General features: G+C 62.9%; 22 protein-coding genes and 1 pseudogene. 19 read left to right on the top strand and 4 right to left on the bottom strand.

Annotation, left to right across the window (positions count from 1 at the left end):
* The first annotated feature begins 10 nt into the window (after nt 1–10).
* The 9 genes from cobO to ACS4RR_RS12680 all read left to right on the top strand — a co-directional run bounded on the left by cobO (nt 11) and on the right by ACS4RR_RS12680 (nt 7,725).
* Nucleotides 11–661 carry a cob(I)yrinic acid a,c-diamide adenosyltransferase gene (cobO, locus tag ACS4RR_RS12640; protein ID WP_456188865.1) on the top strand — a complete coding sequence of 217 codons (651 nt, stop codon included), beginning with the start codon at nt 11–13 and terminating at the stop codon, nt 659–661.
* Between the two features lie 114 nt (nt 662–775).
* The gene (locus ACS4RR_RS12645; protein WP_260298832.1) at nt 776–1,204 is read left to right on the top strand and encodes a cobalamin biosynthesis protein; all 429 of its coding nucleotides are present in this window, start codon (nt 776–778) and stop codon (nt 1,202–1,204) included.
* Between the two features lie 121 nt (nt 1,205–1,325).
* Nucleotides 1,326–2,279 carry a nucleoside hydrolase gene (locus tag ACS4RR_RS12650; RefSeq protein ID WP_130754025.1) on the top strand — a complete coding sequence of 318 codons (954 nt, stop codon included), beginning with the start codon at nt 1,326–1,328 and terminating at the stop codon, nt 2,277–2,279.
* Between the two features lie 186 nt (nt 2,280–2,465).
* The gene (gene cobA, locus ACS4RR_RS12655) at nt 2,466–3,305 is read left to right on the top strand and encodes a uroporphyrinogen-III C-methyltransferase (protein WP_260298830.1); all 840 of its coding nucleotides are present in this window, start codon (nt 2,466–2,468) and stop codon (nt 3,303–3,305) included.
* Nucleotides 3,302–4,609, top strand: a complete 1,308-nt coding sequence (locus ACS4RR_RS12660) for a cobyrinic acid a,c-diamide synthase CobB (protein ID WP_260111017.1) — start codon at nt 3,302–3,304, stop codon at nt 4,607–4,609. The genes cobA and ACS4RR_RS12660 overlap by 4 nt, the downstream gene beginning before the upstream one ends.
* Nucleotides 4,606–5,670, top strand: a complete 1,065-nt coding sequence (locus ACS4RR_RS12665) for a threonine-phosphate decarboxylase (RefSeq protein WP_456188866.1) — start codon at nt 4,606–4,608, stop codon at nt 5,668–5,670. The genes ACS4RR_RS12660 and ACS4RR_RS12665 overlap by 4 nt, the downstream gene beginning before the upstream one ends.
* Entirely contained in the window at nt 5,667–6,647 is a 981-nt protein-coding gene (gene cbiB, locus ACS4RR_RS12670) for an adenosylcobinamide-phosphate synthase CbiB (RefSeq protein WP_260298828.1), read from the top strand. The genes ACS4RR_RS12665 and cbiB overlap by 4 nt, the downstream gene beginning before the upstream one ends.
* Nucleotides 6,648–6,946: 299 nt before the next feature.
* Entirely contained in the window at nt 6,947–7,147 is a 201-nt protein-coding gene (locus ACS4RR_RS12675) for an ECs_2282 family putative zinc-binding protein (protein WP_018074603.1), read from the top strand.
* Between the two features lie 146 nt (nt 7,148–7,293).
* Nucleotides 7,294–7,725, top strand: coding sequence for a L,D-transpeptidase (locus tag ACS4RR_RS12680; RefSeq protein WP_222387544.1), 432 nt, complete (start codon nt 7,294–7,296; stop codon nt 7,723–7,725).
* A 69-nt stretch (nt 7,726–7,794) separates the two neighbouring features.
* Here ACS4RR_RS12680 and ACS4RR_RS12685 read toward each other — a convergent pair whose 3' ends face one another.
* Nucleotides 7,795–8,517: a Crp/Fnr family transcriptional regulator gene (locus ACS4RR_RS12685; RefSeq protein WP_260111014.1), complete on the bottom strand. Its 723-nt coding sequence runs from the start codon at nt 8,515–8,517 to the stop codon at nt 7,795–7,797.
* Nucleotides 8,518–8,927: 410 nt separating this feature from the next.
* On the opposite strand from ACS4RR_RS12685, the gene ACS4RR_RS12690 reads away from it, so the two are divergent.
* From ACS4RR_RS12690 to ACS4RR_RS12720, 7 genes are all read left to right on the top strand, one after another.
* Nucleotides 8,928–9,206 (top strand): acyl carrier protein, encoded by a 279-nt coding sequence (locus ACS4RR_RS12690; RefSeq protein ID WP_003540486.1) that lies wholly within the window; start codon nt 8,928–8,930, stop codon nt 9,204–9,206.
* 204 nt (nt 9,207–9,410) lie between these two features.
* Nucleotides 9,411–9,893 carry a 3-hydroxyacyl-ACP dehydratase FabZ family protein gene (locus tag ACS4RR_RS12695; protein WP_003540474.1) on the top strand — a complete coding sequence of 161 codons (483 nt, stop codon included), beginning with the start codon at nt 9,411–9,413 and terminating at the stop codon, nt 9,891–9,893.
* Complete coding sequence (locus ACS4RR_RS12700; RefSeq protein ID WP_260111013.1) at nt 9,890–11,095, top strand: beta-ketoacyl-ACP synthase; 1,206 nt, start codon at nt 9,890–9,892, stop codon at nt 11,093–11,095. The genes ACS4RR_RS12695 and ACS4RR_RS12700 overlap by 4 nt, the downstream gene beginning before the upstream one ends.
* A gap of 12 nt (nt 11,096–11,107) precedes the next feature.
* Nucleotides 11,108–12,394 (top strand): beta-ketoacyl-ACP synthase, encoded by a 1,287-nt coding sequence (locus ACS4RR_RS12705; RefSeq protein WP_260111012.1) that lies wholly within the window; start codon nt 11,108–11,110, stop codon nt 12,392–12,394.
* A 56-nt stretch (nt 12,395–12,450) separates the two neighbouring features.
* Nucleotides 12,451–13,479, top strand: coding sequence for a zinc-binding dehydrogenase (locus ACS4RR_RS12710; RefSeq protein ID WP_138390969.1), 1,029 nt, complete (start codon nt 12,451–12,453; stop codon nt 13,477–13,479).
* A gap of 4 nt (nt 13,480–13,483) precedes the next feature.
* Nucleotides 13,484–14,419, top strand: a complete 936-nt coding sequence (locus ACS4RR_RS12715) for a lipid A biosynthesis lauroyl acyltransferase (protein ID WP_162117677.1) — start codon at nt 13,484–13,486, stop codon at nt 14,417–14,419.
* 260 nt (nt 14,420–14,679) lie between these two features.
* Nucleotides 14,680–15,396 carry a PAS domain-containing protein gene (locus ACS4RR_RS12720; RefSeq protein ID WP_456188867.1) on the top strand — a complete coding sequence of 239 codons (717 nt, stop codon included), beginning with the start codon at nt 14,680–14,682 and terminating at the stop codon, nt 15,394–15,396.
* Between the two features lie 55 nt (nt 15,397–15,451).
* Here the strand turns inward: ACS4RR_RS12720 and ACS4RR_RS12725 are convergent, their stop codons facing one another.
* The 3 genes from ACS4RR_RS12725 to ACS4RR_RS12735 form a co-directional block, all read right to left on the bottom strand.
* A complete protein-coding gene (locus tag ACS4RR_RS12725) occupies nt 15,452–15,814 on the bottom strand; it encodes a VOC family protein (protein ID WP_017964658.1) in 363 nt (120 codons plus the stop codon).
* A complete protein-coding gene (locus tag ACS4RR_RS12730) occupies nt 15,815–16,213 on the bottom strand; it encodes a polyketide cyclase (protein WP_017964657.1) in 399 nt (132 codons plus the stop codon).
* 68 nt (nt 16,214–16,281) lie between these two features.
* The gene (locus ACS4RR_RS12735) at nt 16,282–17,073 is read right to left on the bottom strand and encodes a helix-turn-helix domain-containing protein (RefSeq protein WP_456188868.1); all 792 of its coding nucleotides are present in this window, start codon (nt 17,071–17,073) and stop codon (nt 16,282–16,284) included.
* A gap of 210 nt (nt 17,074–17,283) precedes the next feature.
* Between ACS4RR_RS12735 and gnd the strand changes: the two genes are divergently transcribed.
* The 3 genes and pseudogenes from gnd to ACS4RR_RS12750 form a co-directional block, all read left to right on the top strand.
* Nucleotides 17,284–18,735 carry an NADP-dependent phosphogluconate dehydrogenase gene (gene gnd / locus ACS4RR_RS12740; RefSeq protein WP_260111008.1) on the top strand — a complete coding sequence of 484 codons (1,452 nt, stop codon included), beginning with the start codon at nt 17,284–17,286 and terminating at the stop codon, nt 18,733–18,735.
* An 83-nt stretch (nt 18,736–18,818) separates the two neighbouring features.
* Complete coding sequence (locus tag ACS4RR_RS12745; protein WP_456188869.1) at nt 18,819–19,577, top strand: carbon-nitrogen hydrolase family protein; 759 nt, start codon at nt 18,819–18,821, stop codon at nt 19,575–19,577.
* A gap of 2 nt (nt 19,578–19,579) precedes the next feature.
* Nucleotides 19,580–19,678: pseudogene (locus tag ACS4RR_RS12750) on the top strand (GNAT family N-acetyltransferase); the annotation flags it as partial.
* Between the last annotated feature and the right edge of the window lie 38 nt (nt 19,679–19,716).

Below are 19,716 nucleotides of genomic sequence, written 5' to 3' on the forward strand. Positions count from 1 at the left end.
AGGTGACCCAATGAGCGACGAGACCCCGGACAGCGAGATCGCAAAAGGCGGAGTTGGCAAGGACGACGCCCGCCACGCCGAGAAGATGGCGAAGAAGAAGGCCGCGCGCGACAAGATCATGGCGACCAAGACCGACGGCAAGGGCTTGATCATCGTCCATACAGGCAAGGGCAAAGGCAAGTCGTCTGCCGCCTTCGGCATGATCTTCCGCCATATCGCCCACGGCAAGCCGTCGGCCGTCGTGCAGTTTATCAAGGGCGCGATGTGGACCGGCGAGCGCGACCTGATCGAGAAGCATTTCTCCGATCTCTGCCAGTTCCACACGATGGGCGAGGGCTTCACCTGGGAAACCCAGGACCGCGCCCGCGATGTCGCCGCAGCGTCGGCTGCCTGGGAAAAGGCCAAGGAGCTGATCCGCGACGAGCGCAAGTCCATGGTGCTGCTCGACGAGATCAATATCGCACTGCGCTACGACTACCTCGATATCAACGATGTCGTCGCCTTCCTGAAGAGCGAGAAGCCGGCCATGACACACGTCGTGCTGACGGGGCGCAACGCCAAGGAAGAATTGATCGACATCGCCGATCTGGTGACCGAGATGGAGCTCGTCAAACACCCCTTCCGCTCCGGCATCAAGGGCCAGCCGGGCGTGGAGTTCTGAACATCAGGACCGGCTCCCGTCGGCAAAGCGCGCGGGCAACGTTGTGGGCCTCGCGCTCTGCGCTAAACATTCACGTGAGAGAGTCTCTGTTGGAATCTTTGTGGGCTGTTCGTCATGGATGAAGTCCGATTCGACATCGTTCGGCGCCTGGTGCTCGGGGTCGGCTGCGAGCGTGGTGCACCGGCACAGGAGGTGCTGGCTCTAGCCGAACAGGCGCTTCGTAAGGCCGGGGTCAGCGGGGAGGCACTGGCGGCCGTTGCCTCGATCTATACCCGTAAGAACGAGCCGGCGGTGCTTGCGGTGGCGGCGCATTTCTCGGTGCCGGCGGTATTCTTTACCGCCGCACGGCTGGAAGGGGAGACGCCGCGGCTGAAGAACCCGTCGGAGATCGTCTTTGCCCGCGTCGGCTGCCATGGCGTTGCGGAGGCGGCAGCACTAGCGGCAGCGGGCGCCTCGGCCGAGCTTGCCGTTGCCAAGATCAAATCTGCGCATGCGACGGCGGCATTGGCGCAGCGGGTCGCAGAATCTGTATCAAATCAATAAAATAGAGGATGATGTCGTCTGAAAACCGCTCACACTTTTCAGCATCATTCTCTGGCGCTATGGTGGCGCCAACGCGCGGCGCCGTCCGGCTGCTTCACGGTTCACATCTAGAGGATATCTCATGCACAAGGTCATTTATGACACTGACCCTGGCGTCGATGACGCCATGGCGCTTCTCTTCCTGCATCGTCATCCCGAAATCGACCTTCTCGGCATCACCACGGTTTTCGGCAACGCCTCGGTCGAGACGACGACGCGCAATGCGCTCTTCCTCAAGCGCGAATGGAATATTCCGGCACCCGTTTCCAAAGGCGCCAGCGTCACCATCGATTCCGCGCGCGCGGAGCGGCCATGGCCGGCCATGGTGCATGGCGAGAACGGCCTCGGTGATATCGACGTGCCCGAGACGATCGACCTGCCGCTCGATCCGCGCCCGGCGCATCGCTTTATCATTGACACGGTGCGCGCCCATCCGGGCGAAGTGCGACTCGTCGCCGTTGGCCGAATGACCAACCTGGCGCTGGCGCTGAAGGAAGATCCCGAGATTGCGACGCTGGCCAAGGACGTCGTCATCATGGGCGGCAATTTCTATGTGCCGGGCAATGTCTCTCCGGTCGCCGAGGCCAATATCCACGGTGATCCCGAAGCTGCCGACATCGTCATGACCGCGCCCTGGAAGGTCGCCGTCATCGGCCTCGACGTCACCGCGATCACCACGATGAGCCGCAGCTATCTCGGCGAGATGGCGGCCAGGGGTGACAAAGCAGTCAAGCAGCTCGACGCGCTCTCGCAGTCCTACATCGATTTCTACAAGCACGCGGTTGAAGACGGCATGATGGTGCATGACAGTTGCGCCTGCGTCTATGTCGTGGTGCCGGAGCTGTTCTCGTCGATCTCGGGTGCGGTGCGCGTCGTATGCGGCGGCATTGCCGACGGTCAGACGATCGTTAGGCCGGACGCCCGGCGTTTTCCGCCTGACGGCGCTTGGGATGGGCTGCCGAGCCAGGTCGTCTGCACCGGTATTGAATCGGAGAAGGTCCTCGACCTCATCCGCAACACGCTGCTTGCAGCCTGACGGATGGGAGAGCCGGCGGCATCGCGCCGGCTTTCGATATATGATAATATATTCATATTGTTGTGCGGGTTTTTCGAGAATTCAGATCCGCCTCTTCGCAAAGTGAGTCATATCAATCTCAGCAACTTCAAGTGAGGTGATGGGCGCGGCGTTGACCTTGCCCTTTGCGGGGCCTAGATCAGCAGAATGATCGATGCCGCATTCTCCCATCTTCCGGCGCTGGAGCCGGGCAGCGTCTGGCTCGTCGGCGCCGGTCCCGGCGATCCCGGCCTTTTGACGCTGCTAGCCGCCAAGGGGCTTTCCGAGGCCGACGTCATCGTCCACGATGCGCTGGTCAACGAGGAATGCCTGGCGCTGGCGCGGCCGGAAACGCTGGTGGAATATGCCGGTAAACGCGGCGGCAAGCTTTCGGCGAAACAGCGCGATATCTCGTTGCGGCTTGTGGAACTTGCGCGCGCCGGCAAGCGGGTGCTGCGGCTGAAGGGCGGCGATCCCTTCGTTTTCGGCCGCGGCGGCGAAGAGGCGCTGACGCTGGTCGAGCACAACGTTCCTTTCCGCATCGTGCCCGGCATCACCGCCGGCATCGGCGGGCTTGCCTATGCCGGCATCCCGGTGACGCATCGCGACATCAACCATGCCGTGACCTTCCTCACCGGCCATGATTCCTCCGGCATCGTGCCTGACCGGATCAACTGGGAGGCAATCGGCCGTGGCTCACCCGTCATCGTCATGTACATGGCGATGAAGCATATCGCCGAGATCAGCGCCCGCCTGATGGCCGCCGGCCGGCCGCCATCAGAACCCGTCGCCTTCGTCTGCAATGCCGCCACTGGCCGGCAGCAGGTGCTGGAGACGACGCTTGGAGAGGCGACCGAGGCCGTTGCTGTCTCCGGGCTGGAGCCGCCGGCGGTGGTCGTCGTCGGCGAGGTGGTGCGGCTGAGGGCCTCGCTCGACTGGCTCGGCGCACTCGCTGGACGGCGGCTGCAGCCCGATCCGTTTCGCCGGTCCGGCAAGGTGCGGGCATGAGCGGCCTCCTGATCGCAGCCCCTTCCTCCGGCGCAGGCAAGACGATGGTAACGCTCGGGTTGCTCCGAGCGCTTCGCCGGCGCGGCATTGCGGTCGCGCCCGGCAAAGCCGGCCCCGACTATATCGATCCCGCCTTCCATGCGGCGGCGAGCGGCACGCTCTGCCTGAATTTCGACCCATGGGCGATGCGTGGGGAATTGATCTCGGCCAATGCCGCGCTTCACCGCTCCGGCGACCGCATCCTCGTCATCGAGGCGATGATGGGGCTTTTCGACGGAGCCGCCGACGGAAGGGGAACTGCGGCCGACCTTGCCGCTCAGCTCGGGCTTTCGGTGGTGTTGGTCGTCGACGCCTCGCGCATGTCGCAGTCGGTGGCGCCGCTGGTTTCCGGTTTTGCCGGTTTCCGTGCCGATGTCCGCGTCGCCGGCGTCATCCTCAACAAGGTCGGCAGCGGCCGCCACGAAGCGATGCTGCGACAGGCGCTGGAGGCTATCCGCATGCCCGTCATCGCCGTCATCGGCAGCGACAAAGGGCTTTCTTTGCCGGAGCGGCATCTCGGGCTGGTCCAGGCCGGCGAACATGCTACGCTCGACGCTTTCATCGACCATGCGGCGGATGCGGTCTCCGAGGAATGCAATTTCGAATTCCTGCTGCGCATTGCAAAGCAGGGGCTCAACCGGCCATCGGCCGCCAATATCGACCGGCTACCGCCGCTGGGCGCACGCATCGCCGTGGCCCGCGATGTCGCCTTTGCCTTTTCCTACGAGCATATGCTGCTCGGCTGGCGCCGCCGGGGTGCTGCGATCTCCTTTTTCTCGCCGCTCGCCGACGAGGCGCCGGCTGGCGATGCCGATGCGATCTATCTGCCCGGCGGTTATCCCGAGCTGCATGCCGGACGGCTGGCAGAGGCGCAGAATTTCCGCGCCGGCATGCTCGATGCGGCAGCGCGCGACATCCGGATCTACGGCGAGTGCGGCGGCTACATGGTGCTCGGCGACGGGTTGATCGATGCGGAGAGCAAGCGCCATCAGATGCTCGGCCTGCTGCCCGTCGTCACCAGCTATGCGGAGCGAAAGCGCCATCTCGGCTATCGCCGAGTTGTGCCGCTCGACGGCGCCTTCTTCGCACGGATGATGACGGCCCATGAATTCCACTATTCCAGCGTCGTCTCAGAGGGCGAGGGCAAGCGGCTGTTTCAGGTACAGGATGCGCTCGGAACCGATCTCGGCATGGCCGGGCTGCGGCGCGAGCAGGTGGCGGGCTCCTACATGCATCTGATCGACCTTGCCGGAGCCTCCGCATGAGCGCACCGATCGCGCATGGCGGCGGCATCACCGCCGCTGCCGCCGCCTTCGGCGGCAGGCCGGAAGACTGGCTCGATCTTTCCACAGGCATCAATCCGTGCCCCGTCGCGCTGCCTGACATTCCGGCGCAAGCCTGGCACCGCCTGCCGGACAGGCACCTCGTCGATGAGGCAAGGCGCGCGGCGCGCGACCACTACGGCAGCGGCGAGATTCTGCCGCTACCAGTGCCCGGCACACAATCGGTGATCCAGCTTCTGCCACGCCTGGTCGAGGCGGGCAGGCTGGTTGGCGTCGCGGATGAGCAAGTCGATGTGACGGACAACAGGATCGCCGTGACGGACGATAGGATCGCCGTGGTGTCGCCAACCTATGGCGAGTATGCGCGCGCCTTCACCTCGGGCGGCTTTACCGTCGACGCTGTCGATAATCTCGCCGCGATCGGGATCGAGCATAGGCTGGCCGTCGTCGTCAATCCGAACAATCCTGACGGACGGGTATGGCCGGCCGAAACACTGATTGCTCTGCACGACAGGATGAAGGCAGCAGGCGGGCTTCTCGTCGTCGATGAAGCCTTCGGTGATACGGATCCAGCGCTCAGTCTTGCATCCCGTGCGCCGCAGCTTACCAATCTCATCATCTTCCGCTCCTTTGGCAAGTTCTTTGGACTTGCCGGCCTCCGGCTCGGCTTTGCGATTGCGCGCGGCGATATTCTCGCGCGTTTCGAAGACTGGCTCGGACCTTGGGCGGTCTCCGGACCGGCCCTTTCGATTGCCGGTTCGCTGCTGCGATCGGACGTTTCTGCTATCCGCAGCCGCATCAATGAACGTTGCACCGGCCAGCATGCGGTGCTGAAGGGCGCGGGGGTGCGGATGGCTGGAGGAACGGCACTCTTCACCCTTGTCGCCGATGCGAGAGCCGGCGACATTTACATGCATCTCTGCCGCCATCATATTCTCGTCCGCAAGTTCGAGTATGCGCCGAATTGGCTGCGTTTCGGGCTGACTCCCGATCCGGCGGCAGACAGGCGGCTTGGCGAAGCCCTTCAGAGATTTGAGCGATGACGATCGACGAAAACCTTCTCGTACTGCTTCTGGCGCTGCTGCTCGACCGGATCGTCGGCGATCCGCAATGGCTGTGGTCGCGGATGCCGCATCCCGTCGTCGTCTTCGGCGCGGCGATCTCCTATGCCGACCGGCAGCTCAACCCAGCAAGCCTCACGAGCTCGCAACGCCGAATGAACGGTATCGCCGCCATCCTGGCGCTGCTTCTTTTGACGGTGGCCGCAGGCTTTGTGTTCAACCGGTTCTTCGCGCTGTTCGGCCTTGTCGGCATCTTGCTGGAGACCGGGCTGGTGGCGATCTTCCTGGCGCAGAAAAGCCTTGCCGATCACGTCGCGGCCGTTGCCCTCGCGCTGCGCGACGAGGGGCTTGCCGGCGGGCGGGCCGCCGTCTCCCGCGTCGTCGGACGCGATCCCGAGACGCTGGACGAGCCAGCCGTCTGCCGCGCGGCGATCGAAAGCCTCGCCGAGAATTTCTCCGACGGCGTCGTTGCGCCGGCGCTCTGGTATGCCGTCTTCGGCCTGCCGGGGCTCTTCGCCTACAAGATGCTGAACACGGCGGATTCGATGATCGGCCATAAGTCGGAAAAATACATCGACTTCGGCTGGGCTGCCGCCCGGCTCGACGACGTCGCCAACTGGCCGGCCGCGCGCCTCTCCATCCTGCTGATTGCCGCCGGCGCCTGGATCCGGCGGGGAACAAGCGCCGGCCGTGAGGCGATCCGCGTGGCGATGCGCGACGGGGCCTTGCACCGCTCGCCGAATTCCGGCCGGCCGGAGGCGGCCATGGCTGGCGCGCTGAACGTCCAGCTCGCCGGGCCGCGCATCTATGGCGGCGTCATCGTGCGCGAACCGATGATCAACGACGCCGGCCGCGACATGGCGACGTCGGGTGACGTCGAGGACGGCGTATCGGTGTTTTATGCCAGTTGCATGGTGCTTGCGGGCATTACGTTCGGGCTGTTTCTGTGTTTTCTGTAGGGTCGTGCCGTGCATACGGGATGTAGGGTGTGCCGTGGTACCCCCCTCTGCCCTGCCGGGCATCTCCCCCACAGGTGGGGAGATCACAAGTGGCTTGAACTTCGTGCCCCTTTACGGTTTCGCCCTGCTGTGACACCAGTTGTTTGGGGAAGCCGGTGCGTCCAGCCAATCTCCCCACCTGTGGGGGAGATGCCCGGCAGGGCAGAGGGGGGCTCACACGGCACGCTCCCCGGTAGACAGCTCCCGCTCAAACGTTTATGCGAAACGCCTCATATCTCCATCAGACCGGAAGCAGAGCGATGACAGTTCAGGTTGAATTACCGTGCCCGAAGTGCAAGAGCACCAAGATGAAGTTCGAGCGGCCCGAGATCCGGGAGACCGACATCATCACGTGTGCGGCCTGCGGGCATAATCTCGGCACGATGGCCTCGATCCGCGAGAAGATGAACAAGGCCTACCAAGGACTCAAGAAGCCTTCGGCGGCGCGCAAACTCCAGTGAGGCAGGCGCCGCTGTCTTCCGGCGCCAGCTCCCGCTTCGCTCGTTATAATTGTGATTACCATTCGGATTAAAGCAATATAATAAGTATTGCCGTAGTCTCTCTTTCGTGAGGGCGCAATTAAGCTGCGCGAGTTCGAAGAGGGGTTATGATGAAGACGATTTTGGCGGCCGCGGCCGCAAGTTTATTGCTGCAGTTTTCTCCCGTTGCCGCTGAGGCAGCAACGCTGGTCGCCAATGTCAGCATCGGCAACCAGATGATGACCGTTTCCGAGAACGGCTTCGTCAAGTATCGCTGGAAGGTTTCGACGGCGCGCAACGGCTATGTCACGCCAACCGGTTCGTGGAGCGCCAAGTGGCTGTCGCGCGATCATCGCTCGCGCAAATACGACAATGCGCCGATGCCGTTTGCAGTGTTCTTCAACGGCGGTTACGCCGTTCACGCCACCTTCGATTTGAAGCGTCTGGGTACGCCGGCCTCGCATGGCTGCGTTCGCCTGCATCCCGATAACGCCGCCCAGTTTTTCTCGCTGGCGCGACAGGCCGGCCTTGCCAATACCCGCGTCGTGATCACGCGCTGATCTCGGCTCGGCGCCAGACCCCGAATTCGGCATCTGATCCGTTTTGCGCGCTGATCCCGGATCCGCGTTCTATGCGCTGATCATTCGCTCCAGCTCATCCATGTCGGGCACGATGATATGTCGGAAGTTCTCGATTCGAATGACGCCGCTCTTGCGCAGCCTGGTCATCTGGCGGCTGACGGTTTCGATCGTTATCCCCAGAAAATCGGCAATCTCGGCGCGGGACAGCGGCAGGTCGAAATCGGTGCTCGTGGCGGTCTGCGGTTCGGCGTGTGTGGCGATCAGGTAAAGCAGGCTTGCGACTTTCTCGCCTGCGGTGCGCCGGCCGAGGGTCAGCATCCATTCGCGCGCGGCGTCCAGCTCCTTTAGCGCCTGATCGTGCAGACTGCGCTGCAGGTCCGGCGTCTCAGATATCATCCGGTCGAGCAGGTTGCGGGGAAAGACGCAGATTTCGGCATCGGTCGCAGCCTCAGCCGACAGTGAGCTTTCACGGATGAAGGGTCTGCCGACGAAATCTGGGGCGAATTGCAGGCCGACGATCTGCTGGCGCCCGTCCTGCATCACCTTGCAGAGCTTCACCACCCCGCGCACGATGTTCGAATAGAAAGAGCTTTCCGACCCTTGGGCGATGATCTCGCAGCCGGCCCCGATCTTGCGGCGCAGAGAGTGGCGGTTGAGCTCTCTCAATTGACCGCTCGACAGGGCGCCGCAGACGGCGCCGTGCCGCGCCTGGCAGGAAGCGCAAGCGACGGGAGTGCCGGTCTCGAAAGGCTCGCTGCGGGCAATATCCATGTCCTGATCCCTTTTGAAATCCTCGTATGGCTGGCACGACTGGCGCGTCCGGCATCGCCAGCATGCCCCAGCGCCGCTTGAGGATTATCAATTTTGCCGGGATCGCTGTTTGATCTAGATCAAAGCATGCCCGCCCGTGGGTTTTGTCGGGAACCGCGCTTGCCCCGGTGCGAGGGCCATCCATGGGTTTGATTCGGACGGCTTCTCCGATCTGCCGGCGGGCGGACCTTCCACAGAGGCCTCGCCTTCCGCTTCGACGCCTGTTCGGGTGACGGCAAATGCCGGCATTCCATTGCTGTTTAGGCAACACCCAGCCGGCAAATTGCCGCGACGCCGGGACGAAAGCATTGGCTTTTGAAATGGATTTGCCTATGAGGGGGTTTAAATCGTCATTTCATGAGGTACAGCGCGTGACCGCTACATTCGATAAAGTTGCCGACATTATTGCAGAAACCAGCGAGATCGACCGCGCGACGATCACGCCGGAGAGCCATACGATCGACGACCTCGGTATCGATAGCCTCGATTTCCTCGACATCGTCTTTGCGATCGACAAGGAATTCGGCATCAAGATCCCGCTCGAAAAGTGGACGCAGGAAGTCAACGAAGGCAAGGTTTCCACCGAAGAATACTTCGTGCTGAAGAACCTCTGCGCCAAGATTGACGAGCTCAAAGCAGCCAAGGCCTGAGCGACATAACCGTCTTTTTTGAACGCCCTGCCGCCGTGAATATGGCGGCCGGGCGGTTTCGTTCCTAACTAGTGCGTGCCGCCCAAAAGTGCGCAGCGGTTTTGGGACAACGGCATGCATAAAAACAAAGACCTAAAGTGCGAACCAGATGCGCTTTAGGCATCACCGGCGGGCGGATCTGGCCTGTCGGGCCGGAGGATCCGAATGCTGCTGGAATATTTCCAGATGATTGACCGCGTCGAAGCGGTGGACCTGAAGAAGGGCACGCTTAAGGCGCGATCCGTCGTGCCGGCCAAGAGCCCCGTCTTCGAGGGTCATTTTCCCGGCATGCCGCTCGTTCCCGGCGTGCTCCTGATCGAGACCATGGCGCAGGCCTCCGGCATGCTGGTGCTTGCCGTCACCAATTTTGCCGCCATGCCTTTCCTGATGACGGTCGACGGCGCCAAGATGCGCACTTTCGTCGAACCGGAAGCCGTGCTCGACATCGAGGCGGTGCTCGAGCATGACGGTTCGGGTTTCGCGGTCACCAAGGCTAAGATCACCAGCGGCGGCAAGAAGGTCTGCGATGCGCAATTGAAACTGCGCACCATGCCGTTTTCCGAGGTGCCGCTCGGCGATATCGTGAAGAAACGTGCCGGCGAGATCGGGCTTCTCGAAGCGATCGCGGCGCAGGGAGTGATTGGATGAGCAAGGCTGCAAACGACGTCGTCATCTCGGGCATCGGCATCGTCACCTGTCAGGGCGTCGGCAAGGATGCGCATATCGCGCTGCTTTCGTCCGCAAGCAGCCCGAAGGCGATCGTCGAGACCGAGAAGTTCAAGCCCTACCCGGTGCATCCGCTGCCCGAGATCGACTGGTCACAGCAGATCGCCAAACGCGGCGACCAGCGGCAGATGGAGAACTGGCAGCGCATCGGCGTTTTCGCCGCCGGCCTTGCGCTCGACGATGCCGGCTTCAAGGACGATATCGAGGCCTGCGGCACGATGGATATGATCGTGGCGGCCGGCGGCGGCGAGCGCGATATCAATGTCGACACATTGATCGTCGATGAGGCGCTGAAGCGCAATGACCGCGAATTGCTGCTAAACGAGAAGCTGACGACCGAGCTGAGGCCGACTCTGTTCCTCGCCCAGCTTTCCAACCTGCTCGCCGGCAATATCTCCATCGTGCACAAGGTTACCGGTTCGTCGCGCACCTTCATGGGCGAGGAAGCAGCCGGCATATCCGCCGTCGAGACCGCCTTCTACCGCATCAAATCAGGCGAATCCTCGCATGCACTTGTTGGAGGCGCCTTCGCGGCCGAGCGGCCTGACATGATCCTGCTCACCGAGGCGATCGGCGCTCATGCGCGCGGCGACTGGGTGCCGCTCTGGTCGCGCAAGCTGAGCGACGGCGGCGGTATGATCACCGGTTCGGCAGGCGCCTTCCTGGTGCTGGAATCGCGCAAACACGCTGGAGCCCGCGGCGCCCATATCTATGCCGTCATCGACGCGGTCGAGGGCGACCGCGGCAACCGCAATTCCGGCAATCTCGAAGTTCGGCTGGAGCGGCTTTTGGCACCGGCTGCAGGGCTTGCCACTGAGAGCACGGCGATTTTTTCCGGATCGACCGGCATGCACGATCTTGCCGCTCGCGAGCGGGCGGTGCTCGAACATCAATTGCCCGACGTTGCGATCCGCGGCTTCGGCGGGGTCACCGGCCATACGATCGAGACGCAGTTCACGCTCGGTCTGGCGCTCGCAGCCCTTGCCGTCGATGGCAAGGTCAAGGTTCCGCCCTTCGATGCCGCCCATGAGGCGCCGATGCGGGCAGGCGCCACCGCCGCCGTCGTGACCACGGTCGGACACCAGCGCGGCGAGGGCGTTGCCGTTCTTTCCGCAGATGCGTGAGGAGTGAGAGATATGACAGCTTCCGTTTATAGAGATCACCTCGGCCGTCCGATCGTGGCTGTTACCGGCATGGGCATCATCACCTCGCTCGGTCAGGGCCTCAGCGACAACTGGGCAGCGCTTTCGTCTGGCACGTCGGGCATCCACGAGATCAACCGCTTCCCGACCGAGGGCCTGTCGACGCGGATCGCCGGCACCGTCGATTTCATCGGCATCCCGGTGCCGAACGCCGTCGAGCGCTCCTATGCCTTTGCCCGCGAAACGACGATCGAGGCGCTCGCCGATGCCGGCCTTTCCGGCGATTTCAACGGCCCGCTATTCCTCGCCGCTCCGCCGATCGAGCCGGAGTGGAGCGCGCGCTTCGAACTTGCCGACCGTTCGCCGGGCTCCGACCATCCGGGTGACGCTTATGAGCGATTCCTGACGGCGCTGCGCCAGCGTCCGGACCCGGCCTTCCATGAGGCAGCACTGTTCGGCGCTATTTCCGAGCGCCTTGCCGACCGGTTCGGCACCCGCGGCCTGCCCGTGACGCTGTCGACCGCCTGCGCCTCCGGCGTCACGGCGATCCAGCTCGGCATCGAGGCAATCCGCCAGGGCCGCACGGATCGCGCGCTGACGGTCGCGACCGACGGGTCGCTGAGTGCCGAAGCTCTGATCCGCTTCTCGCTGCTCTCAGCCCTTTCGACGCAGAACGATCCGCCGCCCAAAGCTTCCAAGCCATTCAGCAAGGATCGTGACGGCTTCGTCATCGCCGAAGGTGCTGCGACCCTGGTGCTGGAATCGCTGGAATCAGCAGTCGCCCGCGGCGCCAAAGTGCTCGGCATCATGAAGGGCGCCGGCGACAAGGCCGACAGCTTCCACCGCACCCGGTCTTCGCCCGATGGCGGCCCGGCAATCGCGACGATCCGCGCGGCGCTTGCCGATGCCGGCATCGACGAGAGCGGCATCGGTTACATCAATGCGCACGGCACCTCGACGCCGGAGAACGACAAGATGGAGTATGGGGCGATGTCCGCCGTCTTCGGCGAACGGATCGTCGGCATTCCGGTTTCGTCGAACAAGTCGATGATCGGCCACACGCTGACGGCGGCGGGCGCCGTCGAGGCAGTGTTCTCGCTGCAGACGATGTTGACCGGAACGCTGCCGCCGACCATCAACTACAACAACCCCGATCCTTCGATCGTTCTCGATGTCGTGCCGAACAAGAAGCGGGAAGCTCAGGTTTCAGCCGTGCTTTCCAATTCCTTCGGCTTCGGCGGGCAGAATGCCAGCCTTGTCATGGCGCTCGAACCGGCTTAAGCGGTTCCCGACAATTTTATGACAAGAAGAACGCCTTCAAGGCGAGGGATTTTGCCATGCGCGCTTTGCAACTGATCGACGACCGCAAGCTTGAGATCACCGATCTGCCGGAACCGGATGCCCCAGGTGCCGGCGAGGTGACGCTGCGCGTCAAGGCGGTGGCGCTCAACCATATCGACGTCTGGGGCTGGCGCGGCATGGCATTTGCCAAGCGCAAGATGCCGCTGGTCATCGGTGCGGAAGCTTCCGGCGTCGTCGAAGCGATCGGACCGGGCGTCGCGAATGTGCTGCCGGGCCAGCTGGTGGCGATTTATGGCGCGCGCACCTGTGGCCTCTGCCGCCCCTGCCGCGAAGGCCGCGACAATCTCTGCGAACATGTCTCCGGCGTGCACGGCTTCCATCTTGACGGCTTTGCGCAGGAGAAGGTCAACCTGCCGGCGCGCCTGCTGGTGCCGGCCCCTCCCGGCGTCGACGCGATCGGCGCGGCGCTAGCGCCCGTCACCTTCGGCACGGTCGAGCATATGCTGTTCGACAATGCCAAGCTTGAGCCGGGTGAGACGATCCTCGTCCATGCCGGCGGCTCCGGCATCGGCACGGCGGCGATCCAGCTCGCCAAGAAGATCGGCTGCACCGTCATCACCACGGTCGGTTCGGACGATAAGATCGAGAGGGCCAAGGCGCTTGGCGCCGATCACGTCATCAACTACCGCACCGACCGTTTCGAGGGCGTGGTGCGCAAACTCACCAAGAAGAAGGGCGTCGACGTCGTCTTCGAACATGTCGGCAAGGACACCTGGGCGGGCTCGATGCTCTGCATGAAGCGCGGCGGGCGCCTCGTCACCTGCGGCTCGACCTCGGGCGTTTCCACAGAGATGAACCTGATGATGCTGTTCCAGCAGCAGCTGAAGCTCTTCGGCTCCTTCGGCTGCCGCATGGAGAACATGGCGGATGCGATGCAGAAGATGGGCCGCGGGCTCGTCCATCCCGTCATCGATACCGAGGTCAGCTTCAGCGATATCGACCGGGCGCTGGAGCGGATGGAATCGCGGCAGATCTTCGGCAAGATCATCCTGAAGATGGATTGACTGCGTGAAACTGTTCATCACCCGGATCGTTCTGGCGCTCAGGAATTTCCAGCAATGGCTGGTGGCGCAGGTGATGTTCGGCTTCCTGAATTTCCTGAAGCTGTTTCCGGCCGATGGCGCGATCCGCTTCGCCGACAGGATGATGCGCCGCCTCGGCCGGCTGACCAGCCGCCACAGACTGATGCTGACCAATCTGCGCAATGCCTTCCCTGAGAAGAGCGAGGCCGAGATCGAGGAGATCGCACTCGCCAGCTGGGGCAATATGGGCCGGCTTGCCGCCGAATACGTCTTCCTCGACCAGCTGTTTGACTATGATCCCGAAAAATCGGAGCCGGGCAGGGTGGAGGTGTCGGGCGTCCCGATCTTCCTCGACCTGCGCGATAATCCGCGACCCTTCATCGTCTTTACCGGCCATACCGCCAATTTCGAGCTGCTGCCGGTGGCGGGTGCTGCCTTCGGGTTGACGGTGACGGTGCTCTTTCGGCCGCCGAACAATCCTTATGTCGCCAAGAAGGTGTTCGACTTCAGGAGCGCGCGGATGGGCAAGCTGGTGCCGTCGCATGCCGGCTCATCCTTCGCGCTTGCCCGTCAGCTGGAAGCGGGCCAGGGCGTGGGCGTGCTGGTCGACCAGAAATTCCGCAAGGGGCTGAAGGGCACCTTCTTCGGACGCGAGGTCAAGACCAATCCGCTGCTGCCGAAGCTGGTGCGCCAGTTCGACTGCGAGGTCTATCCGGCGCGCTGCATCCGGCTGCCGGGAAATCGCTACCGGCTGGAAATCGAGCCGCGGCTGGATATGCCGCGCGACGCCGTGGGTAATCTCGACCTGCCGGCCGCCGCCCAGTTGCTCAACGACAAGGTAGAGAGCTGGGTGCGGGAATATCCGGACCAGTGGCTCTGGTATCATGACCGTTGGCAGATCAAGCAGACGCTCGCGCCTTAGAACAGAATGATCTAAAATAATAGTTTGAGCGTGATGTCTGGCGAAAACCGCTCACACTTTCGGCATCATGCTGCAAAAACGTCCACCCTCATTTATCAGCGGTGAAAAGCGGCAGGTGCCCTCGGATTGAAACTGAGGGCGCTTCATGTTACTCGTCACCACCAAGACGCGAATAATGTCTACCGGAAGGTGCATTTTTGGGAAATGCAGCCATGTGAGGTTTCGGACTCGTCTCTTGGGACAATGGGAGTGGAGTCGTCTTGCTGGAGCTTTTTCGAGCTTTTTCTTTGCGTTGCGTGCAAATCGAGGAAGCCATACGCCTGGGCGACGACCGGCGCGTCACGGCGCTCGACCGTCATGTCGAGCCGCTGGTCGAGGCAATCCTCGCCTGCCGGGCAGTCAATCTGCTCGAAGTTTACATGCAGCTGCAGTTTGTGAGCCATCTGATCAGCCAGGATGCCGACGACAGCGCCAGCGTCACGGAGCACACGTCGGTGCTTTCCTACCTGCTCGACCGTTATTTCGGGGCGCATGGGCCGGACTGGCGCGTGCCTTCGCCGCAGGATGTGCGCATCGAGCCGCCGCCGGCCTATGTGCCGGATACCGATAACGGTCAGTTCCTCAACGCGGTGATCCTCGAGAGCCTGCCGGATCGCGTGGCGGTGCTGACCAGGGACTATCGCTACCTCTATTCCAATCCAGCCAACAGCACCCATCTCAACAGGAAGCCGATGGAACTCATCGGCCGCCACCTTTCCGAATTCATCGGCGAGGAGCGGTTTGCCGAATGCGCCAAGCACAAGCTCGACGCCTGTTTTGCCGGTGATCAGATCGACTATACCTATGAGCGCTCGGCAGGCAGCGGCGGGTCGCGGCAGGTGCGCTGTCGCATGTCGCCGCTGCGCGATGCGGGCGGCACGGTGATCGGCGCCCTGCTCGTCATGGAAGATCTCGATCGGCTGTCGCAGGCTGCCTGATCCCGGTCGGCGGCCTTAGGCAGCCTGACCAACTCGGCTACCTTGGGTAGTCTGGTTAAGCCGCCGCCCAGACGGCGAGCTCGTAACCATCGCGGTCGAGGAAGTGGAAGCGACGGCCGCCGGGAAAATCGGTGATCGGCCGGCAGATCGTGCCGCCAGCTCTTTCGACTGAGGTCAGCACTTCTTCCAGATCATTGGCATAGACGACGACCAGCGGGCCGCCGCCCGTCCGCACCGGTCCGAAATCGGTAAAGCCTCCCTTCAGCCGGCCATCGTCGAATTCGCAATAGTTCGGGCCGTAATCGGTGAAACGCCAGCCGAAGGCCGAGCCGTAAAAGGCTTTGGCGGCAGCGATGTCGGCGACGTTGAATTCGACATAGTCGATGCGGCGATCGTGGTTTTCTGTCTTCTCGGCCATCTATCTCTCCATCAGGGCTTTCAGCATGGCGAGGTCCTTCTCGACATGGGCGGCATCGGCGGAAAACTGCGCGTCGGTCATGCCGGGCAGACGCAGCAGCGTGAACATGACCTCGCAGCCATCGCCGTTCGGCACGATGCGCAGCGCATTATAGACCCTGAGGCCGGATTCGATCGTCACCGTATGATCGATCACGCCGAATTCATTGGCAGGCACGAAGCTCACCTTGACGCTGCCAAGAGCGCCGTGGGCGATCCAGTCGGCGCCGTGCCGTTCGAGGCCGGTCGCAAGGCCGGAAGCCCAGAGCGGCATGTTCTCCGGTTTGCCGGCGAAGTCATAGACGTCGCGCCAGTCGCGCTCGATCGACAGGTGGATGATTTTCGCGGGCATTGTCGTCATCGGCTGCAGGTCCCTGTCATCGTTTCGTCAGAATAACGAACCGGCCGGCAGCGTCTTGAACAAAACGGTCAGTCGGCTCTTTGCCGCAAGCTGAGCTGGTCGAGAATGACCGCGGGCGTCAGCGTCGAGAGCTCGCCGACCTCGCGCGTCATGTGGGACTGATCGGCAAAGCCCGCTTCGAGCGCAAGACGGGCAAGCGGCATCGTCTCCGACCTGCGGCAGAGGTCGAGGAAACGCTGGAACCGGTGGATCCGTTCCAGTGTCTTTGCGCCATAGCCGAAATGGTGGTGGCAGCGGCGCCGCAACTGCCTTTCGCTCATGCCGAGCCTGTCGAGCAGACCGGACGCCGGGCGAGTGCTGTTGGCGGCGGCGAAGATCATGGCGGCGTCGCGGGCGGGCTCCTCCGCATCGCGCGCGGCCTCTTCGAGCAGGCGGCCAAACAGCGCCGTCGCGGCCGAGGGGTCGGGACTATCCGCAAGCTGCGCTTCGAATTCGGCGGTGTCCTTCCGGCCGATGTCGGCAAGGGGCACCGAGCAGCCGACTAGCGCCGAGAGCGGCGTCTTCAGCCAGGGTGCTGCGGCGCCGGGCGCAAAACGTGCGCCAATGACAGTCGCGCCCGGCCGAATGACGGGAAAGGCCGCCGCCCTGTCGGGGCCGGCGACGACCAGCCGGCCGTCGATCCAGAGAAGATCGCAATAGCCGTCCGGCACGATCGCCACCATTGCCGGCGGTCCGTCATGCAGCGCATGCGACCAGAGTCGGCTGAAATGGCGTCGCAGCGCCGGCGGCGGCATAGACTCACGGTAGCAGCCGGCGCGGGCCGCCAGGAGAGCCGTCTCTTTTCGTTTTCCCGATGCCAATGCGATATCTCCCGAGGCACTGATGATACCATGAGATTGGGCATTGCGGGCGGGACGCGCGAAAAACTTGCGGCTTCGGATTGGGCGGGCGCCGGCGGGTTGTCGGACAAGCGAGGGAATTGCAAGCCTCATTTCATTGGCATTTGCGAACCGATTAGACCCTTGCGAGACTTGCCGTTTGACCGAGACAGTGCCACAACACCGGTCCAAATGACACATCGGAGGTTTGTCGTGGAAAAGGCAGAAATCGGACTGATCGGCCTTGCGGTCATGGGCTCCAACCTGGCGCTCAACATCGCGGAGAAAGGCAATAAAATTGCGGTGTTCAACCGCACGCCGGAGAAAACCGACGAATTCTACGAAAGCGCCGGCGATCTGAAGAAGCAGATCATTCCCTGCAAGACCATCGAGGAATTCGTCGATGCGATCCGGCCGCCGCGTCCGATCATCATCATGATCAAGGCGGGCGAGCCCGTCGACCAGCAGATGGAGCTGCTGCGCCCGCATCTCTCCAAGGGCGACATCATGATCGATGCCGGCAACGCCAATTTCCGCGACACCGTCGCCCGCTTCGACCGGCTGAAGAATACCGATCTGACCTTCATCGGCATGGGTGTTTCCGGCGGTGAAGAAGGTGCGCGCCATGGCCCGTCGATCATGGTCGGCGGCACCGAAGAGTCCTGGAGGCGCGTCGAGAAGGTGCTGACCTCGATTGCCGCGCGCTACAATGACGAGCCCTGCGTCGCCTGGCTCGGCAATGACGGCGCCGGCCATTTCGTCAAGACCATCCACAACGGCATCGAATATGCCGACATGCAGATGATCGCCGAAATCTACGGCATCCTGCGCGACGGCCTCGGCAAGAGCGCCTCCGAAATTTCCGGCATCTTCGGCGAATGGAACAAAGGCCGGCTGAACTCCTACCTGATCGAAATCTCCGAGAAGGTGCTTGCCGCCACCGATCCGGTCTCCGGCGGGCCGATGGTCGACATGATCCTCGACAAGGCCGGCCAGAAGGGCACCGGCAAGTGGTCGGCGATCGAGGCGCAGAACATGGGCATTCCGGCAACGGCGATCGAAGCCGCCGTCGCCGCCCGCAGTCTCTCTTCGATGAAGTCGCAGCGCGAAGCCGCCGAAAAGATCTTCGGGACGCAGGCTGTGTCCTTCCCGATTACTTACGGCCCCGCGCTGAACAAGGATCTGGAACTGGCGTTGTTCGCCGCTAAGATCGGCGCCTATGCGCAGGGCTTCGCGGTGATGGCGGAAGCATCGCGCGAGTTCAACTGGTCGCTGCCGATGCCGACGATTGCCCGGATCTGGCGCGCCGGCTGCATCATCCGCTCGCAGTTCCTCGACGAGATCACCTCGGCCTTCACCAAGGCACCTGACGCTGCAAACCTGATCGTCACGCCAGCCTTCTCCGACATGGTCAAGGAATCGATCCCGGCGCTTCGCCGCGTCGTCGGCGCCGCGATTGCCGCAGGCCTGCCGGTTCCTGCACTGACCTCGGCGCTGACCTATTTCGACGCCTATCGCCAGGGCAGGGGAACGGCAAACCTCATCCAGGCACAGCGCGATTTCTTCGGCGCCCACGGCTTCGACCGCCTTGATGGTAAGGACTTCCACCACGGCCCCTGGGGCAGCGGTGCCTCGACCTTCTGAGGTTCACCGATTTTCAAGAAGAGGCCCGGCCACAGTGCCGGGCCTCTTGCTGAGATGCCGCGGCCGAGAACCCGGAGGTCTAAGTGACGAGCATTCGGATAGCCGCCGCCCAGACGCCGGAGTTTCGGGAGAATGTCGAGGCGGCAATGGATTATGCGGTTAGGGTCGCGGCGTTCGCCGAGGCTGATGGCGTGGCCCTGCTGGTCTTTCCCGAAGGTTTTCTCCAGGGCTACCTGACCGATGAAGCATCGGCGCGGCGCGTTGCCCTCGATCTGGCATCGGCCGAGTTCGCGGCGGTCCTCGATCGGTTGCCGAAGTCGGGACCGGTACTGGTGATGGGGCTGATCGAGATCGATGATGGGCGATTGTTCAACACCGCCATCGTCGTCGAGCGCGGTGTCCTCCTCGGCCGCTACCGGAAAACCCACCTGCTGCGCGGCGAACGGGCTTTCGAGGCAGGAAAGGAGAGCCCGCTCTTTGCGATCGGTGCCCTGCGCTTCGGAATCAACATCTGCTACGACACGAATTTTCCCGAAGCAGCGGCAAAGGCCGCCGCGTCTGGCGCGTCGCTGATCGTATGCCTCTCCAACAACATGATGCCACGGGGAAAGGCGGAAATATTCAAGCAGATGCATAATACCGTTCGCGGCGAAAGATGCTGCGAGACAGGTCTGTGGCTGATATCGTCCGACGTAACGGGTGAGCGCAATGGGCGCATCGCCTGGGGACCGACGGCGGTGCTGAACCGGCAAGGGCAAGTCGTGGCGCAACTGCCGCTGGGGGAGCCCGGCTTGCTGGTCTTCGACTTTGCCTGCATAGCACCTGTGAACTATGGCGGTTGAGGAAGTATCTCGACCTCGATACGCGGCTCGTGCAGAGGATTGTCTTTCGGGGATCTCCACCAAGCGGGACGTTGCAATTCGTTCCGGCATTTGAAAGCTAGAATATTCCGTTCAACGGCCGAAACTCCAGACCCAAGCT

The organism is Rhizobium zaerense (genome assembly GCF_051810725.1).
Lineage (GTDB): Bacteria > Pseudomonadota > Alphaproteobacteria > Rhizobiales > Rhizobiaceae > Rhizobium > Rhizobium leguminosarum_I.

What these genes read in the sequence shown, in the direction of transcription:
- cobO (WP_456188865.1), top strand. Translation starts at nt 11, where the DNA reads ATGAGCGACGAGACCCCGGACAGCGAGATCGCAAAAGGCGGAGTTGGC.
- ACS4RR_RS12645 (WP_260298832.1), top strand. Translation starts at nt 776, where the DNA reads ATGGATGAAGTCCGATTCGACATCGTTCGGCGCCTGGTGCTCGGGGTC.
- ACS4RR_RS12650 (WP_130754025.1), top strand. Translation starts at nt 1,326, where the DNA reads ATGCACAAGGTCATTTATGACACTGACCCTGGCGTCGATGACGCCATG.
- cobA (WP_260298830.1), top strand. Translation starts at nt 2,466, where the DNA reads ATGATCGATGCCGCATTCTCCCATCTTCCGGCGCTGGAGCCGGGCAGC.
- ACS4RR_RS12660 (WP_260111017.1), top strand. Translation starts at nt 3,302, where the DNA reads ATGAGCGGCCTCCTGATCGCAGCCCCTTCCTCCGGCGCAGGCAAGACG.
- ACS4RR_RS12665 (WP_456188866.1), top strand. Translation starts at nt 4,606, where the DNA reads ATGAGCGCACCGATCGCGCATGGCGGCGGCATCACCGCCGCTGCCGCC.
- cbiB (WP_260298828.1), top strand. Translation starts at nt 5,667, where the DNA reads ATGACGATCGACGAAAACCTTCTCGTACTGCTTCTGGCGCTGCTGCTC.
- ACS4RR_RS12675 (WP_018074603.1), top strand. Translation starts at nt 6,947, where the DNA reads ATGACAGTTCAGGTTGAATTACCGTGCCCGAAGTGCAAGAGCACCAAG.
- ACS4RR_RS12680 (WP_222387544.1), top strand. Translation starts at nt 7,294, where the DNA reads ATGATGAAGACGATTTTGGCGGCCGCGGCCGCAAGTTTATTGCTGCAG.
- ACS4RR_RS12685 (WP_260111014.1), bottom strand. Translation starts at nt 8,517, where the DNA reads ATGGATATTGCCCGCAGCGAGCCTTTCGAGACCGGCACTCCCGTCGCT.
- ACS4RR_RS12695 (WP_003540474.1), top strand. Translation starts at nt 9,411, where the DNA reads ATGCTGCTGGAATATTTCCAGATGATTGACCGCGTCGAAGCGGTGGAC.
- ACS4RR_RS12700 (WP_260111013.1), top strand. Translation starts at nt 9,890, where the DNA reads ATGAGCAAGGCTGCAAACGACGTCGTCATCTCGGGCATCGGCATCGTC.
- ACS4RR_RS12705 (WP_260111012.1), top strand. Translation starts at nt 11,108, where the DNA reads ATGACAGCTTCCGTTTATAGAGATCACCTCGGCCGTCCGATCGTGGCT.
- ACS4RR_RS12710 (WP_138390969.1), top strand. Translation starts at nt 12,451, where the DNA reads ATGCGCGCTTTGCAACTGATCGACGACCGCAAGCTTGAGATCACCGAT.
- ACS4RR_RS12725 (WP_017964658.1), bottom strand. Translation starts at nt 15,814, where the DNA reads ATGGCCGAGAAGACAGAAAACCACGATCGCCGCATCGACTATGTCGAA.
- ACS4RR_RS12730 (WP_017964657.1), bottom strand. Translation starts at nt 16,213, where the DNA reads ATGACGACAATGCCCGCGAAAATCATCCACCTGTCGATCGAGCGCGAC.
- gnd (WP_260111008.1), top strand. Translation starts at nt 17,284, where the DNA reads ATGACACATCGGAGGTTTGTCGTGGAAAAGGCAGAAATCGGACTGATC.